Source organism: Nocardia sp. NPDC046473, assembly GCF_040645995.1.
In the GTDB taxonomy this organism is placed as follows: domain Bacteria; phylum Actinomycetota; class Actinomycetes; order Mycobacteriales; family Mycobacteriaceae; genus Nocardia.
On sequence record NZ_JBEYZJ010000001.1, the window covers coordinates 196,714 to 212,160 of the forward strand.

Below are 15,447 nucleotides of genomic sequence, written 5' to 3' on the forward strand. Positions count from 1 at the left end.
CCGGTCGAACGAGTGGAGCAGTCATGGCGCCTTTCTGGTGCCGCGCGAGATCCGGCGATCCGCCACGGCGTCGTAGGTTCGGCGCAGCGCGATCGCGGCCGAAGGTGTGCGTTGCAGGACTCCGATGTAGAGGGCATCGACGATGAGCAACTGGCTCATCCGGCTCGCCATCGCGGCGGAACGGAAGCCGTCCTCGCGCCCGGCCACCAGCACCGTGTGCGCCGCCGATCGGGCCAGCCTGGACTGCGCGCCGGCCGTGACAGCGACGGTCGTGGTCTGCCTGCCTGCGGCGCGGTCCACGGCGTCGATGACGGCGGCGGTCTCGCCCGAGTGGGAGAAGGCGATGATCACGTCGTCGGCTTCGAGCAGGCTGGCCTGGACCAGCGCGTCGTCCTCCGAGGTGCACGCGAAACACCACATGCCGATCCGGGTGAGCTTCTGCGCCATGTCCATCGCGACCAGACCGGATGCGCCGATCCCGATGAGCTGCACCCGCCGCGCGTGCACCAGGGCGTCGACGACCGCGCCCATGGTCGCCGGATCGGCGAGGTCGGCGGTGGCCACCATGCCCTCGGTCTCGAAGGCGGTGAGCTTGTGCAGCACCTTCGACAGCGGATCGTCGACGGCGATGTCGGTCGCGAACACCGGCGAGCCGTCGTCCTTGCTGGTGGCCGCCAGCGCCAGCCGCAGCTGCGGATAACCTTCGTAGCCAAGGGCTTTGGACAACCGGACGACCGCGGAGGTGCTGGTCGAGGCGCGCTCGGCGAGCTCGCTCACCGTCAATTGCGCTGCGGCGGCGGGATTGTCGCGGATGACCTGGGCGACCCGCAGCCCGGTCGGCGTGAGCCGCGGGATCGCCCCGAGCAAGCGCGTGCGAACGTCGTCACCCTCGGACATGGCTCACCAGCCTCAGCTGTCGCGGTGCCGCGCTGGGTGTTTCGGGCAGCATCAGCCTGCCCGCGCCCGGCGTGATCGAACCGAGCACCGTCGCATGCGTCGCGCCGGTGCACGCCGCATGACTACCGGGCAGCCCGTGCATAGTGAGGAAACCGAGCACGGCGAACGCCGCGGCCTCCTTGGCGGCCGATGGCAGCCCGAGCTCGTCGGAGGTACATAGCGTCGCGGTACCCAATCGCGCGCCGAGCATGCCCATCAACGTCGGATTTCGGGTCCCGCCGCCGGACACGATCACTTCGTCCGGCTCGAAGGGGGCCACTGCGTCGGCGATGGTATGTGCGGTCAGGGCGGTCATGGTGGCGACGATATCGTCCGCGGTCAGCGGGTAGTCCGGCAACACTCGTTCGACATAAGCGCGGTTGAACAGCTCCTTGCCGGTCGTCTTCGGCGGCGCCGCACGGTAGTAACCGTCGGCGAGAAGGGCTTTCAGCAGCTGTTCGTCGACCGTTCCCCGGGCGGCGCGTACGCCATCCCGGTCGAAGTGTTCCGCGCCGCCGGTCGCCAGTTCGACGGCCGCGTCGATCAGGGCGTTGCCCGGGCCGGTGTCGAAGGCGATGGGGGAGGCGCCGGTGACGGTCGCGTTCGCGATGCCGCCGATATTGAGTGCGGCCGAACGTCCGGGCCGACCCGCGAGCCACAGCACATCGAACAGCGCCACGAGTGGCGCGCCCTGCCCGCCCGCGGCGATATCGCGCGAGCGGAAATCGCTGACGACCGGTAGTCCGGTCAGCTCCGCGATCCACGACGGTTGGCCGATTTGCAGTGTGCCGTAAGCCTTTCCGTCGGCCACCCAGTGGTAGACTGTCTGCCCGTGCGACGCGACGAGATCGGCGGCGCCGCCGAAGAACTCGCGTACCGCCGCATCGGCGGCCGCCGCGAATTCCTGTCCGATCGCGGCATCGAGTCGGCATACCGTAGCCATATCGACCGTGCCCGGCGGCAGTGCGCCGATGAGTTCGGCGCGCAGTCGATCGGGGTAGGTGCGGCTGAGCTGCCCGACCACCTCGAGGTGAATGGTGTTGTCCCGCAGGTGAATATCCGCGCCGACCGCATCGATCGCATCGTGCGACGTGCCGGACATCAGACCGATGACGCGCACTAGGCCACCGCCTCGACCGGCTCGGCCGGCGTGGGTTCGGGCGCCGGATGGAACAGGCTCGACACACCGCCGACGACCAGCGTGACGAGCACGCCGATCGGCACCAGCCACTGCGCGGCGATGCCCTTCTCGGTCACCTTCCCCGCGACGGTCACATCGATCTTGATCACCCGCACCACGAACGTCATCACGATCACCGTGACCACGAACGCCAGCACCGCGTCGAACTGATTGGCGCGCTTGACAAGTCGGCCGAGCAGGAACGCGCCGAGCAGCGCGCCGTAGGTGTACCCGGCGATGGTCAGCGCGGTGAGGTACACGTTGCCGGTCGTCGCGCTGAAGCCCATCGCGAACAGTGCCATCAGCACCGCCCAGACGAGCGTCATGTAGCGGGCCAGCTTCAGCAGCGCGTCGTCGGAGATCTCGCGGCGGGAGAAGCTGCGGATGATGTCGGCGACGGTCGAATTCGCCATCGAGTTCAGCGCCGAGGACAGCGATCCCATCGCGGCGCCGAGGATGCCCGCGACCAGCAGCCCGGAGATCACCACCGGCAGCCCGTGCAGGATGAAGTTCGGGTATAGGTTGTCGGTGGTGGCGAGGCCGAGCTCCTTGGGCGTCTTACCGCCGTTGTACGACCACAGCAGCGCGCCGACCAGTGAGAACGCGGCGAACTGGATGGCGACGAAGATGCCGGAGCCGATCATCGCCTTCTGGCTGTCGCGCAACGTCCGCGTCGACAGGATGCGCTGCACGATCAGCTGATCGGAGCCGTGCGAGGCCATCGCGAAGATCGCGCCGCCGATGATCGCCGTCGGCAGGGCGAAGGTGCTGGTGAGCACATGCGCCAGGCCGAAGTCGGTATCGAAGATGTGGAACTTGCCGTTGTGCAACGCGTCCGACCAGCCCTTGGCCCCGACGTGACCGGTGAGCACGCCGATCGCGATGATCGCGCCGGACAGGTACAGCCCCATCTGCAGCGCGTCGGTCCAGATCACCGCCTTGATGCCGCCGAGGTAGGTGTACACGACGGTCAGCAGCGTCAGTACGATGATGATGATGTCGTAGCCGAGGTCCAGGCCGAACTCGGCGAGCAGCAGCTTGATCGGGATGGCGGAGGCGAACAGCCGCACGCCCTCGGCGAGCAGCCGGGTGAACACGAAGGTCACCGACGCGACACCCTGCAGGTAGCGGCCGAAGCGCAGCTCGAGATACTGGTAGGCGCTGACGAACCCGCCGCGCTTGTACAGCGGGATCAGTGCGGTGGCCACGATGGTGCGGCCGATGATGTATCCGATGGCCAGCTCGACGTTGCCGAAGGCCTGGTCGGTATACGCGCCGCCGGGCACCGAGATGACCGTGAGCACGCTGGTCTCGGTCGCCACGACGGAGAAGCACACCGTCCACCACGGCATCTTGCCCTCGCCGACGAAGTAGTCGTTGCTCGACTTCTGTTTGCCGGAAAGGCGCAGGCCGATCCACGCGACGACGACCAGGTAGACGACGATGACGGCGACGTTGAGTGCGTTCATCGCAGCTCCTCGGTAACGCGACTGGCGGAATGAAAGTAAGTGTCAGGGTCGATGCGAATTCTGTCAATGAGTGTCACGTGATTCGCACCACCATGGTTTCCAGCACTGTTGTCGTGTCAACTGCCAGCAGCGCGGCACCGTCGATCGGGCCGCCGCGTGCGGTCCGGCGATCGATCACCTGCGCAATTGCCGCGTCGAGCGGGTCGAGCAGCGCCCGGCCGAGGTTGGCCAGTCCGCCGGTGATGGCGTAGGGCACTGGTGTTGCGATGCCGGAGCGGTCGATCGCGGCCCGGACAGTACGCGCGAGTGCGCGTCCGGCCGCGGTCATGATGGCGGCCGCGGTGTCGTCGGTCGCGGCGGTCGCGGCGACGACCGGGGCGAAGCGGGCGGCGAGCAGGGCCGGATTTTCGTGCTGGCCGAGGTGTTTCGGCAGTTCGTCGAGCCGCACCCCGTAGTGCTCGGCGGCTTTCGCCGCGAGCTCGGTGTGCGCGCCGCGCCCGTCATAGCAGCGCAGCGCGGCGCGCAAGCCCTCGACTCCGATCCATGCGCCGCCACCTTCGTCGCCGAGCAGTGGGCCCCAGCCGTCGGTTCTGGTGAATCGTCCCGTCGCGTCGACCGCGGTGGCCACGGCTCCGGTACCGGCCGCCAAAACGACGCCGGGTGCGCCACCGAGCGCCCCGGCGTGCGCGGTCACGGCATCGGAGGTGACCGCGACTGCTTGCGCGCCCGGAATATCGGCCAGCTGTCGCGCGAGGTGTTCGGACGCATCGGGCGCGGCGGCGGCACCCGCGGCACCGACGAACAGCGTGAATGTCGTGTCGACCAGTGCCAGTTGATCGACCACAGCGCGGATAGCGCTCTCCGCCGCCGCGACACCTCCGGCGTACGCCAGCCCGGGTGCGCCGGGCCCATCGGCGGAGCGCGTCTCGCGTCCGTCGAGCCGAAGGGAGCCGCGGCACCCTGTTTTACCGAGGTCGATCGCGAGCACGTGGTCGGTCATGCCGACCATCCTCGCGCGGTTGCCCGCTTTCCGGTGTTCCTACGCGCACCCCGCCGCACGGCTCGGCTGACGCGGACAGTCTGCGGGTGTCCGCGTCAGCCGAGGATCAGGGAATCACGGTGTGGAGTAACCGATCAGGGCGCCGATGCCCGCGCCGATGGGGATGGTGACCAGTGCGCCGACGCCGCCGAGGAAGAAGCCGATCACCGCGCCGATGCCCGCGCCGATCAGGGCGCCGATGCCCGCGTTGTACTGCTTGCGGGCGACCGTGTCGTCTTGCTGATCGACGAGTTGTGCCAGGTGCGAGCTGATTTCCGGGGCGCTGACGGGTGTCATCGTCAGGGTGCGCCCGGTGTCGCTGATTTGTGGCCGGAGGCCGAAGGTTTGGCCGTTGGCGGTGAACGAGGTGGGCAGTGTCGCGATGACATTGCCGACGCCATCGGTCAGGGTGACCGCGGCGGCATCGCTGGTCAGTGCGAAGACGCCGGCGTCGACGGTGGTACTCACCCCGCTGCCGTCCGTTGCCGTGGTGTATCCGACTCCATGATCGACGCTGGACACGCTGACCTCGGCCGATGGTTGCATTACTGGCTGGGCGTTGACGATGCCCGCGGTGATTCCGGTGGCGCCTACTGCGAGCAGGGCGGTGGCAAATCCTTTGACTCTCATCGTGTTTCCCCACATGTTCTGTCGGCCACGACAGCCGATACGTCCCCGTGAAGCCGGATCAGGCCATCTCCATTCTCACTCCGCGGCCGACGTCGAGTGATCGATTCCGCGAATTCCGCGCAACGAAATCCGGCGAAATTATTTGTCGGAAACCACCAGGGCGCAGGGCATTCAGGCCGCGACGGTCAACGCGAACGGGACGAATCCCCGATTTCGAATCAGCGAAGGGACGAGCAGCATCAGGGCTTCCGTGCCGCGGGCGGTGGTGATGTCGCCCAGATCCTCGATCCACTCGGCCGGCCAGCCGAGGTCGGTGAGCAGCGTCGTGACCACTGCTTTCGCCGATGTGTCAGTGCCGGAGAGGAATACGGTGGGTGGCACGCGCAGGCTGTGCGGGTCGGTCATGACGGTGAAGAACATGGTGTTGAGTGTCTTCACGACTCGGGTCGCGGGCAGTGCTGCTTGGAGGCGTTCGGCGAGGCTGTGTTCGGATCCGCTGGGACTGTGGGAGTTCGAGACATCGACGAGGATCTTGTCGGTCAATGCGGCCGACAGTGCGCCGAGTCGTTCGACCGCGCCGTCGCCCGGGGTGGCGTTGATGATGATCTCTGCTCGTCGCGCCGCCGACTCGTAATCGGCGATGGTGACGGGGGAGCCGGTCCAGTTCACTGCGTCGACATTTCTGGTGCCGATGACGATGTCGTGTCCGGCGATGGCCAGCTTGTTCGCCAGCCCGGTCGCGACGCGGCCGGATCCCAGGATTCCGATGGTGCTCATGATGTGTTCCTCAGTGGTTGTGGGACAAAGGGTTTCGGTCAACGGATGGCGGCGAGGACGCGTTGCGCCGCCGCGTGCACTCCGGGAGCTGCCGCAAGGAAGTCGGGGCTGCTCAGCTGCCATGGGTTGCCACGGGTGTCGGTGACCGTGCCGCCCGCCTCCGCCACCAGCAGTGCGCCGGGCAGCAGTCCCGAGCGGACGTCGCTGTACTGCCAGAACACATCCGAGCGCCCGGCCGCGACCTGGATCAGCTGCAGTGTCGCCGGAACCGACACCTTGGTGACGAGGGCGGCGTCGAGCATGGCGGTGACCGATTCGCCGATGCGGCGGAAGGTATTTCGGTCCTCGCCCGGCTTCGCCTGCCCGGTGCCGACGAGGGCGGCGTCGAGTTGCGTCTTGGCCGACGCGTGCAACGCGACACCATTGCGGAAGGCGCCACCGCCCAGCACCGCGGTGTAGGTCTCGTCCACCAGCGGGAGGTGGATCGCGGTCAGCACCGGCCGGCCGTCGCGCACCAGGGTGGCGGTCACCGCCCAGTCGGTCATGCCGTGGATGTAGTTGATATTCCCCTCCACCGCATCGGCCACCCACCATTCGCCCGCGGGCAGCTCGCCCGCCGCCAGTTCGTCGTCGATCCAGCCGGAGCCCGGCCCGGCCGCCAGCAGCGGTTCGCGCAGGAACGGCAGCGATTCCGCATCGGTGGCGTGGATTGCGGCGACTACGGCCTCGAGATCGTCCAGCTCGGTGCTCGGCACAAAGCGTTCGCGTAGGTGCGCCCCTGCGGCGTGCACCGCGGTAACCACCGTGGCGAGCAGGTCTCGGTCCGTCTCGGTATTCAGCAAGGTCGACATGGTGATCCATTCGAAAGAGAAATCGGGATAAGTGTTTTCGTGAGTTGCTACCTCAACGCTAGAAACCACAACCGTTGTCGTCAAATGCATTCCAGTAAGTAATAGAATTACTCTCATGCAATTGGACTTGAACCTGCTGACCGCGTTGGACGCGCTGCTGGAGGAGGGCAGCGTGGCCGGTGCGGCGGACCGGCTGCATCTCACCGCGCCCGCCGTGAGCCGCGCGCTCGGGCGGATCCGCCGGGTGATGGGCGACGAGATCCTGGTCCGCACCGGCCGGACGATGACGCCGACGCCGCGCGCGCTGGCGGTTCGCGAACAGGTCCACGCGCTGGTGCAGCAGGCGCAGCTGGTGCTGTCCGCCGAACACGAGCTCGACCTGACCACGCTCGATCGCACGTTCACGCTGAAATGGCATGACGCCGTGGTCAATACGATCGGACCCGACCTGCTCGCGGCGGTCCGCGCGCAAGCACCCGGCGTCCGGCTGCGCCTGCTGGCCGAAACGGACGCCGATACCGACGAACTGCGCCACGGTCACGTCGATCTCGAGATCGGGTCGAATCCGCCTGTGTCGGCGGACATTCGGCACGAGGTCATGGCGAGCGACCTACTCGTGGTCGCCGTGCCCGACGATCATCCGGCGAGCCCCTTCACCATCAAGAATTACGTTGCCGCCGAACACATCACGGTGTCCCGGCGCGGACGCCTGCACGATCCGATCGACGATCTACTGCACGCGCGCGGACTGACCCGCCGCGTCGTCGCCACCGTACCGACGGTCGCCGCTGCGCTGCGGTTCGTCCAGCGCGGTGGGCTGGTCGCCACCGTGCCCGAGCGGATGACCGGTGCGGTGGTGGCCGAACTGGGACTGCGGCTGGTGCCGCTCCCACTGGATCCGATATCGATCCCGGTGATCGCGGCCTGGCACCAGCGCTACGACGGCGACCGGGCCCACAGTTGGCTGCGCGAACAGATCCGTACCGCTGTCTACCAGGCCGTGGACGGTCCGAACGCCGCCAAGAAGGGCCGGGAGCTGCCGATCTGATGACAGCGCTCGGTGGAATCGCTACTGTCCGAGGACATTCAAGGCAGATCGTGTCGGCAAGCGCTGGTGACCTCACGCGTGTCGCGGGTTCTGCCCCTTCTCGACCTGGGGAGAACGCAGTGAGATTCACAAGAGCTGGTGCGTTGGCGGCGGCGGTATTACTGGCCACAAGCCTCGGATTGGCCGCGTGTTCGTCGGACGACGGCACCGACGCGGGCATCGTCACGACCAATATCACCGAGCCGCAGAACCCGTTGCTGCCGGCCAACAACAACGACAACAACGGCAGCCGCATCGTCGACCGGCTCTTCGCCGGGCTGAAGTACTACGACGCCAATGGCGTGGCCCATAACGACATGGCGCAGTCGATCGAGTCGACGGATCGGAAGAACTACAAGATCACCCTCAAGCCGGACTGGAAGTTCACCGACGGCACCACGGTGACGGCGAAGTCGTACGTCGACGCGTGGAACTACGCCGCGCTCGGCACCCACACGCAGCTGCAGGGCTACGTCTTCTCGAACATTGTCGGTTACGACGAGGTGGCGGCGGAAAAGCCGACGGCACAGACGATGTCGGGCCTGAAGGTGGTCGACGACCGCACCTTCACCATCGCGCTGAAGAGCCCGTCGATCGACTTCGAACTCGCGCTCGGCTTCACCCCGTTCTATCCGCTGCCGGAGGTGGCGTTCAAGGACATCAAGGCGTTCGGCGAGAACCCCATCGGCAACGGCCCGTACAAGATGGCGCGCACCGGCGCGTGGGAGCACAACGTCAAGGTCGATCTGGTGCCGAACCCGGACTACAAGGGGGCGCGCCCGGCCAAGAACAAGGGCCTGCGGTTCACCATGTACCAGTCGTTCGACACCGCCTACGCGGATCTGCTGGCGGGTAACCTCGACACGCTCGACACGATCCCGGACAGCGCGTTGTCGTCCTACAAGAAGGACCTCGGCGACCGAGCGATCACCAAGCCGACCGCGCAGAACCAGCACATCAGCAGCCAGACCAATATCCCGCACTTCGCGGGTGCGGAAGGCGTGCTGCGCCGCAAGGCCCTCTCGATGGCGATCAACCGAGAACAGATCTGCGAGAACATCTTCCACGGCACCAGGGTGCCGTCGCGCGACTTCACTGCGATCACGCTGCCCGGCTTCGACGGGAATCTGCCCGGCTCCGAGGTATTGAAGTACAACCCGGAGGAGGCCAAGAAGGTGTGGGCGCAGGCCGACGCGATCTCGCCGTGGTCGGGTCGCTACGAGATCGCCTACAACTCCGACGGCGGCCACCAGGCCTGGATCGAAGCCGTGGCCAACAGCATCAAGAACACCCTCGGTATCGAGGCCATCGGTGCCCCGTACCCGACGTTCAAGGACATCCGGACCGCGATCACCGCGCGGACGATCGGCAAGGCGTTCCGCTACGGCTGGCAGGGCGACTACCCGACGATGCTGCAATTCCTCACGGCGGAGTACTACACCGGCGCGGGGACCAACAATGTCGACTACGCCAACCCCGAGTTCGACAAGCTCATCGACGCCGCGCTGGCCGCGCCGTCTCCGGCGGAGTCCGACAAGCTGGTCGCACAGGCGCAGGGCTTGCTGTTCCGCGATATGGCCGACATTCCGGTGCTCGATTACATCGCCACCGCGGGTCGGGGGCAACAGGTGAAGAAGGCCGAACTCACCTGGAACGGTCAGTTCGATTTCGAGAATATCGAGAAGTAACAACCCGATGCGCCGCGCCGTCGGCAACGGCGGCGCGGCGGCACGGGTGTGCCCGCTGCCGGGTTCGGTTCGATCCGGGTAGGCTGACCCGTCGATCGGACACGCGCAGGTAAATGAGGTGGTGGCGGAATGAGTGAACGGGTATCCGAATCCGTGACGGGGACAACCACGGTCGCCGTCACAGTGCCCGCGTCACCGGAGCAGCTGACGATGCTGCGCGCGCTCGCCGAGACCGTGCTGCTGATCGCCGATTTCGGGCTCGACGAGGTGACCGATATCCGGCTCGCGCTCGACGAGATCGCGACCGTGCTGATGCAGGACGCGGCCGAGGGTTCGACGATCGATTGCGCGTTCTCCTATCGCGAAGGCGTGCTCGAGGCCACCGTCCGCGCGGTGAGCAAGTCCGAAACCGAGGTCGGGACAGGCAGTTTCGGCTGGCACATCGTGCAGACCCTGACCGAATCGGTCACCGCGACCAGGGCGCCGTTCGATGCCGCCGTCTCCGGCTACCCGACTGTCGTCGAGTTCGTCTGGGCCCGGGGCGACCTCGATGAACAATGAGGCAACGGCGTCCGGTGTCGGCCATGAGCCGCGCCGACGCGGTGGCGACAGCTACGACAATATCGAGCCGCTGTTCCATGAGCTGAGCGAGCTCGACGCCGACGATCCGCAGCGCGCGGTGGTGCGGGAAGAGCTGATCAGCCGCTGCCTGCCGCTGGCCGAGCACATCGCCCGCAAGTTCACCGGGCGCGGCGAGAACTTCGACGACCTGTTGCAGATCGCCCGCGTGGGCATGGTGGCCGCGGTGGATCGTTTCGACGCGTCGCACGGTTCGCCGTTCTTGGCGTTCGCGGTGCCGACCATCATGGGTGAGGTGCGCAGGCACTTCCGCGACTACACCTGGTCGGTGCGAGTTCCGCGGCGGCTCAAGGAGATTCAGCAGACCATCGCGCCGACCATCGAGACGCTGGCGCAGCGGCTCGGCCGGATGCCCAAGGCGCGCGAGATCGCCGAGGAGCTCGGCGCCGACCTCGTCGAGGTCACCCAGGCGCTGATCGCCCGCAACGCCTACCAGACCTCCTCGATCGATGTGGGTCTGGACAGCGACGACGACAACGCGCCGCGCTCGCCACTGGACACCCTCGGTGCCGAGGAGCCCGAATATCAGACCGTCGAGGACTATCTCGCGGTGAAACCGCTGATCGCGGCGCTGCCGGAACGCGAACGCCAGGTGCTGATCATGCGATTCTTCGAGTCGAAGACCCAGGACCAGATCGCCGAGCAACTGGGCGTCTCGCAGATGCAGGTCTCGCGCATCCTGTCCAAAACGCTGAGTACGTTGCGGGAGCAAGCCCTGCGCGACTGACGCGGCGGTCGACTCCGGCGGTGTCAGGGCGCCGGTGCGGGTGCGGCGGGCTACGGTTGTTCGTAGCCGACCGACGAATGGGGAATGCCTTGAGCAGCGACAACGCTACCCGGCTTGCGGTGCTGATCGACGCCGACAATGCTCAGCCGGGCATCGCCGACGGGTTGCTGGCCGAGGTGGCCAAGTACGGGACGGCGCACGTCAAGCGGGCCTACGGCGACTGGACGAGCACGAATCTGAAGGGGTGGAAGGATCAGCTGCTCGCGCAGTCGATTCAGCCGATCCAGCAGTTCGGCTACACCACCGGCAAGAACGCCACCGACTCGGCGATGATCATCGACGCGATGGATCTGCTGTACACCGGTAATCTCGACGGCTTCGTGATCGTGTCCAGCGACAGCGATTTCACCCGCCTGGCCAGTCGGATCCGCGAATCCGGCCGTACCGTCTACGGATTCGGTCAGCACAAGACGCCGAAGCCGTTCGTCGCCGCCTGCGACAAGTTCATCTATACCGAAAACCTCACCGGCACAACGGAGGAGTCGCCGACGCCGACGCGACGGCCCGCCGCCAATCAGCTCAAGGGCGACGCCAAGCTGATGAATCTGCTCCGCAATGCCGTCGATGCCGCCTCGGACGATTCGGGCTGGGCGACGCTGTCCAGCGTCGGCTCGATCATCAACAAGCAGCGGCCCGACTTCGACCCGCGCACCTACGGTTACAGCAAGCTCGGTGAACTCTTCGCCGCTACAACGCTTTTCGATCTGGATACGCGAAGCCCCGGGGAAGGTAAGCAGGCCGTCACTTACGTTCGTGACGTCCGTAACCGCTCCTGACCGTCACCGCGGGTCAGCCGTGATGACCCGGTTTGTTCCCGGTGGTCCCGGAACCCATGCCCGGCATGTCCATACCGGGCATGTCCATGCGCATCGGCGCGGCCTGTTGGCCGGGGGCGAGTACCAGGAATTGGCCCATCATGCCGTGGTCCTCGTGCAGCAATAGGTGGCAGTGGAACATGTAGGGATAGGTGGGATCGCTGTGCTGTGCGAAACGCATGGCCAGCCGGTAGGTGAATTGTGGCTCGGTGTAGAGCGTGTCCTTCCAGCCTGCCAGGGCGGGCGGTGGCGCTTGTCCATCGATGTCGACCACCTGGAACTGGACGTCGTGCACGTGGAAGTTGTGTGGCCAGTTGTCGTTGTTGCGCACCGACCACACCTGGGTGCTGTCGACGGGGATGGTCATGTCGATTCGGTTCATGTCCATCTGGCGGCCGTTGATCATGAACCACTTCAGTTCAAAGGTGTAGTCCGGTTTGGTTCCGGGGGCCGCGAGAGCAGGGATCGTGGTGAGCGAATCCGGCACGGGGGCAGACTGTTCGAGCTTTCCCGCACGGAGCTGCAGGATGTCGAAGGTGTCGTCGAACCCGAAGGCGGCGGCCCGGTCGATGTTCCTGCGCTGCTCGATCGGCAGGGAGCGCAACATGATTCGTTCGTCGCTGCGTAATTCGACCACGATCTCGACACGTTCGCCAGGGCTCACCTGAATGTTGCTCAGCGTGGTCGGCGCTGTGAGCAGGCCGCCGTCGGTGCCGATGAGCTGGAAGGCGCGGTGGTCGTCGAAGGCCAGGTTGTAGATCCGGCCCGATGAGCCGTTGAGTACGCGCAGGCGAACCCGGTCGGTGCGGACGTCCAGATGCGCGCCCGCGATGCCGTTGACGACGATGGTGTCGCCGAGCAGGCCGACGTCGGTGGGATCGGATTCGTCCAGTGCGCCGGACGCTGTGAAGCGCCGATCCTGGATGACCAGCGGAATGTCATCGACCCCATACTCTTTCGGTAGATCCAAGGTGTCGGTGGTCTCGTCGTCGACGAAGAAAAGACCCGAAAGTCCTCGGTAGACATGCTTTTCGGTGGCGCCGTGCGGATGCGGGTGGTACCAGAGCATCGCGGCCTGCTGATCGATGGTCCACGCCGGTTCCCAGGTGCCGCCGACGGCGATCGTCTGGTGCGGGCCGCCGTCGCACCGGGCGGGTACGTGCATGCCGTGCCAGTGCACCGTGGTCGGCTCCGGCAGGGAGTTCCGGATGGTGAACGCGACCGACTCGTGGCGCTCGGCTCGCAGCGTCGGGCCGAGGATCGCGCCGTTGTAGCCCCAGGTCGCGGTGCGCTTACCGGGCAGGATCTCCGACGTGCCCTGCTGGATGTCGAGGGTGAAGCGGCGGACGCCGTCGGCACCCACCGACGACGCGGCGAGCGGGGGGATCGGGAGCGGCCTGGTGGCCGAGGCGTTCGTCGCGGAACCAGGGGTCGGCGCGCCTGAGCGCGCCGCACATCCGGCGAGCGGCACTACGGCGAGTCCAGCGAGGAAGCCTCGTCTCGAGACCACGGTTTACTCCTTCGATCGGTGTCCCATCCAGCCTTGATTGCCGACGGGTTGCGGAGATCGGCCGAGGAGTCGCCTTTTGCGGTCGTTTGCTCCGCCCGCGGACTCTTGTGGCAGCGGGCATGACGTGCTATCGGCGTGTCGCCGACCGGTGGTGCACCCGATGCCATCGGCGGCGGCGAATCCGCAGTCCCCTACCGTTGACGTGTGATGGAGATCCGGTTGCGGCGCGATGTGCGGCTGGTCGTGCGCTGCCTGCCGCTGGTGCTCGTCCCGGTGCTGTTGGTGGCGAGCACCTTCCCCGGCCAGTACCAGGTGCCGTGGAGTTACTGGCTGCTTGCCATGTTCGCGAGCGGGCTGTTCCTGGTGGGGGATCGGTGGCCGCTGGCCGTCTCGATCGCGCTCTCCGCCCTCGCCGTGCCGATGTTCCGCATGCACCCGTGGGGGTTGTCGGGGCTGGTGCCATTTCTCGGTGGCGTCGCGCTGGTCGAAATGGCGATGCGCACCCGGCAGAACCGGCGGGTCGCGGTGGCCACGGCCTGCTGGGCGCTGGCCGTGCTGCTCGGCCAATGGGGCACCCACGAAGCGACCCTCTGGGGCGCGGCCACCGTCGTCGAGACCGGCACCTACGTCGGTGTGCCCTTGCTGCTTGGGCTGTACCTGCGCGGCCAGCGCGACCTCGCCGCGAGCCTGCGCCTGCGCGCTGCCGACGCCGAAACCCGTAGAGCCGAAGCCGAATTGCGCACCCGGGCGGCCGAGCGCAGCGCCATGGCACGGGAACTGCACGACCTGATCGCGCATCATATGGCCTCGATCGTGCTGCGCGTCGGCATCGCCCGCCACGTCGTCGCCGATCAGGACCCCCGGGTGAACGCGGTGCTCGACGACGTGCGCACGACCGCCGCCGACGCGCTCGCCGACATCCGCCGGTTGCTCGCCGCACTGCGCGATCCCGCGCTCGGCGAGGTCGCGCTGGTGGACGCCGCCGCCGTGCGGACCGAGCTCGCCGCGGCGGTGCGCAGAGTCGAGGTGGCCGGGTTCGCGGTCGAGTACGACATCGCACCGGAGCTGACCGGACTCGACGCCATCGGCAGGCTCACGCTGCTGCGGCTGGTGCAGGAATCGCTCACCAACGTGATGAAGCACGCCGAGCCCACCAGCCCGGTTCAGGTTCGAGTGGACCGCCGCGCCGAGGGGATCGCCGTCCATATCCGCAGCGGCATCGCCGACTCCGGCACGAATCCCGCCGGTCACGGCATCATCGGTATGCGGGAACGCGTCGAACTCGCGGGCGGCACGTTCACGGTCGGGGCGACCGCACAGGGCTGGGAAGTCGACGCTTGGCTTCCCGGCGTCGAGACATCGATCCGCGCGGAGGCTGCGCAATGATCACCGTGCTCCTGGTCGACGATCAACGTCTGGTCCGGGCCGGCCTGCGCATGCTCATCGAATCCACGCCCGATTTCGCGGTCGTCGGCGAGGCCGCCAACGGCATCGAAGCCATCCGCCTGAACGCGGAACTGTCCCCTGACCTGATCCTGATGGACCTGCGCATGCCCGGCCTGGACGGCGTCGCCGCCACCGAACAGATCGTCGCGGCTCGTCCCGGGGCAAAAGTCCTGGTACTCACCACCTTCGACGACGACGATCACCTCTTCCCCGCCTTGGCCGCAGGCGCCACCGGCTACCTCGTCAAGGACACCGCCCCCACCGACCTGCTCACCGCCATCCGCCGCACCGCCGACGGCGACATCCTCTTCTCCCCACCCCTTATGCGCCGCCTGGTCGACCGCGCCATCGAAACCCGTCCCACCCCCAAACCCCAACCCGCCCAACCACCCCTGACTCCCCGAGAGCAGGAAGTCCTCACCCTCATCGGCGAAGGCCTCAGCAACCAAGAAATAGCCACCCACCTCCACCTCGGCATAACCACCATCAAAACCCACGTAGCCAACCTGATGGACAAAACCGCCTGCGACAACCGCGTCCGCCTAGCCGTCTACGCCCACAAACTCACCTGACCCGCGCGTGGTCCGCTGCGG

General features: G+C 66.9%; 15 protein-coding genes. 7 read left to right on the plus strand and 8 right to left on the minus strand.

Annotated elements, in window-relative coordinates; genetic code table 11:
- Positions 1-21 precede the first annotated feature (21 nt).
- The 7 genes from ABZ942_RS00975 to ABZ942_RS01005 all read right to left on the minus strand — a co-directional run bounded on the left by ABZ942_RS00975 (position 22) and on the right by ABZ942_RS01005 (position 6,882).
- Positions 22-897: a MurR/RpiR family transcriptional regulator gene (locus ABZ942_RS00975; RefSeq protein WP_357377724.1), complete on the minus strand. Its 876-nt coding sequence runs from the start codon at positions 895-897 to the stop codon at positions 22-24.
- A complete protein-coding gene (locus ABZ942_RS00980; protein ID WP_357377726.1) occupies positions 884-2,056 on the minus strand; it encodes an anhydro-N-acetylmuramic acid kinase in 1,173 nt (390 codons plus the stop codon). Before ABZ942_RS00980 ends, ABZ942_RS00975 begins: the two co-directional genes overlap by 14 nt.
- Positions 2,056-3,585 carry a sodium:solute symporter gene (locus ABZ942_RS00985; protein WP_357377728.1) on the minus strand — a complete coding sequence of 510 codons (1,530 nt, stop codon included), beginning with the start codon at positions 3,583-3,585 and terminating at the stop codon, positions 2,056-2,058. The genes ABZ942_RS00980 and ABZ942_RS00985 overlap by 1 nt, the downstream gene beginning before the upstream one ends.
- Before the next feature lie 73 nt (positions 3,586-3,658).
- Positions 3,659-4,585, minus strand: a complete 927-nt coding sequence (locus tag ABZ942_RS00990; RefSeq protein ID WP_357377730.1) for a BadF/BadG/BcrA/BcrD ATPase family protein — start codon at positions 4,583-4,585, stop codon at positions 3,659-3,661.
- 114 nt (positions 4,586-4,699) lie between these two features.
- Positions 4,700-5,254: a hypothetical protein gene (locus tag ABZ942_RS00995; RefSeq protein WP_357377732.1), complete on the minus strand. Its 555-nt coding sequence runs from the start codon at positions 5,252-5,254 to the stop codon at positions 4,700-4,702.
- A 171-nt stretch (positions 5,255-5,425) separates the two neighbouring features.
- On the minus strand, positions 5,426-6,031 hold the full coding sequence (locus ABZ942_RS01000) for an NAD(P)-binding domain-containing protein (RefSeq protein WP_357377734.1): 606 nt from the start codon (positions 6,029-6,031) through the stop codon (positions 5,426-5,428).
- A gap of 38 nt (positions 6,032-6,069) precedes the next feature.
- Positions 6,070-6,882, minus strand: coding sequence for an inositol monophosphatase family protein (locus ABZ942_RS01005; protein WP_357377736.1), 813 nt, complete (start codon positions 6,880-6,882; stop codon positions 6,070-6,072).
- 115 nt (positions 6,883-6,997) lie between these two features.
- Here ABZ942_RS01005 and ABZ942_RS01010 point away from each other — a divergent pair, with 115 nt between their 5' ends.
- The 5 genes from ABZ942_RS01010 (at position 6,998) to ABZ942_RS01030 (ending at position 11,859) form a co-directional block, all read left to right on the plus strand.
- A complete protein-coding gene (locus ABZ942_RS01010) occupies positions 6,998-7,930 on the plus strand; it encodes a LysR family transcriptional regulator (RefSeq protein ID WP_357377738.1) in 933 nt (310 codons plus the stop codon).
- A gap of 119 nt (positions 7,931-8,049) precedes the next feature.
- Positions 8,050-9,657 carry an ABC transporter substrate-binding protein gene (locus ABZ942_RS01015; protein WP_357377740.1) on the plus strand — a complete coding sequence of 536 codons (1,608 nt, stop codon included), beginning with the start codon at positions 8,050-8,052 and terminating at the stop codon, positions 9,655-9,657.
- Positions 9,658-9,786: 129 nt separating this feature from the next.
- On the plus strand, positions 9,787-10,218 hold the full coding sequence (locus ABZ942_RS01020; protein WP_357377742.1) for an anti-sigma factor: 432 nt from the start codon (positions 9,787-9,789) through the stop codon (positions 10,216-10,218).
- Positions 10,208-11,023 carry an RNA polymerase sigma factor SigF gene (locus ABZ942_RS01025; RefSeq protein WP_357377744.1) on the plus strand — a complete coding sequence of 272 codons (816 nt, stop codon included), beginning with the start codon at positions 10,208-10,210 and terminating at the stop codon, positions 11,021-11,023. Before ABZ942_RS01020 ends, ABZ942_RS01025 begins: the two co-directional genes overlap by 11 nt.
- Positions 11,024-11,112: 89 nt before the next feature.
- On the plus strand, positions 11,113-11,859 hold the full coding sequence (locus tag ABZ942_RS01030; RefSeq protein WP_357377746.1) for an NYN domain-containing protein: 747 nt from the start codon (positions 11,113-11,115) through the stop codon (positions 11,857-11,859).
- A 13-nt stretch (positions 11,860-11,872) separates the two neighbouring features.
- On the opposite strand, the gene ABZ942_RS01035 is transcribed toward ABZ942_RS01030, so the two are convergent.
- Positions 11,873-13,408, minus strand: coding sequence for a multicopper oxidase domain-containing protein (locus tag ABZ942_RS01035; protein WP_357377748.1), 1,536 nt, complete (start codon positions 13,406-13,408; stop codon positions 11,873-11,875).
- 207 nt (positions 13,409-13,615) lie between these two features.
- On the opposite strand from ABZ942_RS01035, the gene ABZ942_RS01040 reads away from it, so the two are divergent.
- Positions 13,616-14,794 carry a sensor histidine kinase gene (locus tag ABZ942_RS01040; RefSeq protein ID WP_357379311.1) on the plus strand — a complete coding sequence of 393 codons (1,179 nt, stop codon included), beginning with the start codon at positions 13,616-13,618 and terminating at the stop codon, positions 14,792-14,794.
- Complete coding sequence (locus ABZ942_RS01045) at positions 14,791-15,426, plus strand: response regulator transcription factor (RefSeq protein WP_357377750.1); 636 nt, start codon at positions 14,791-14,793, stop codon at positions 15,424-15,426. The genes ABZ942_RS01040 and ABZ942_RS01045 overlap by 4 nt, the downstream gene beginning before the upstream one ends.
- The last annotated feature ends 21 nt before the right edge of the window (positions 15,427-15,447 follow it).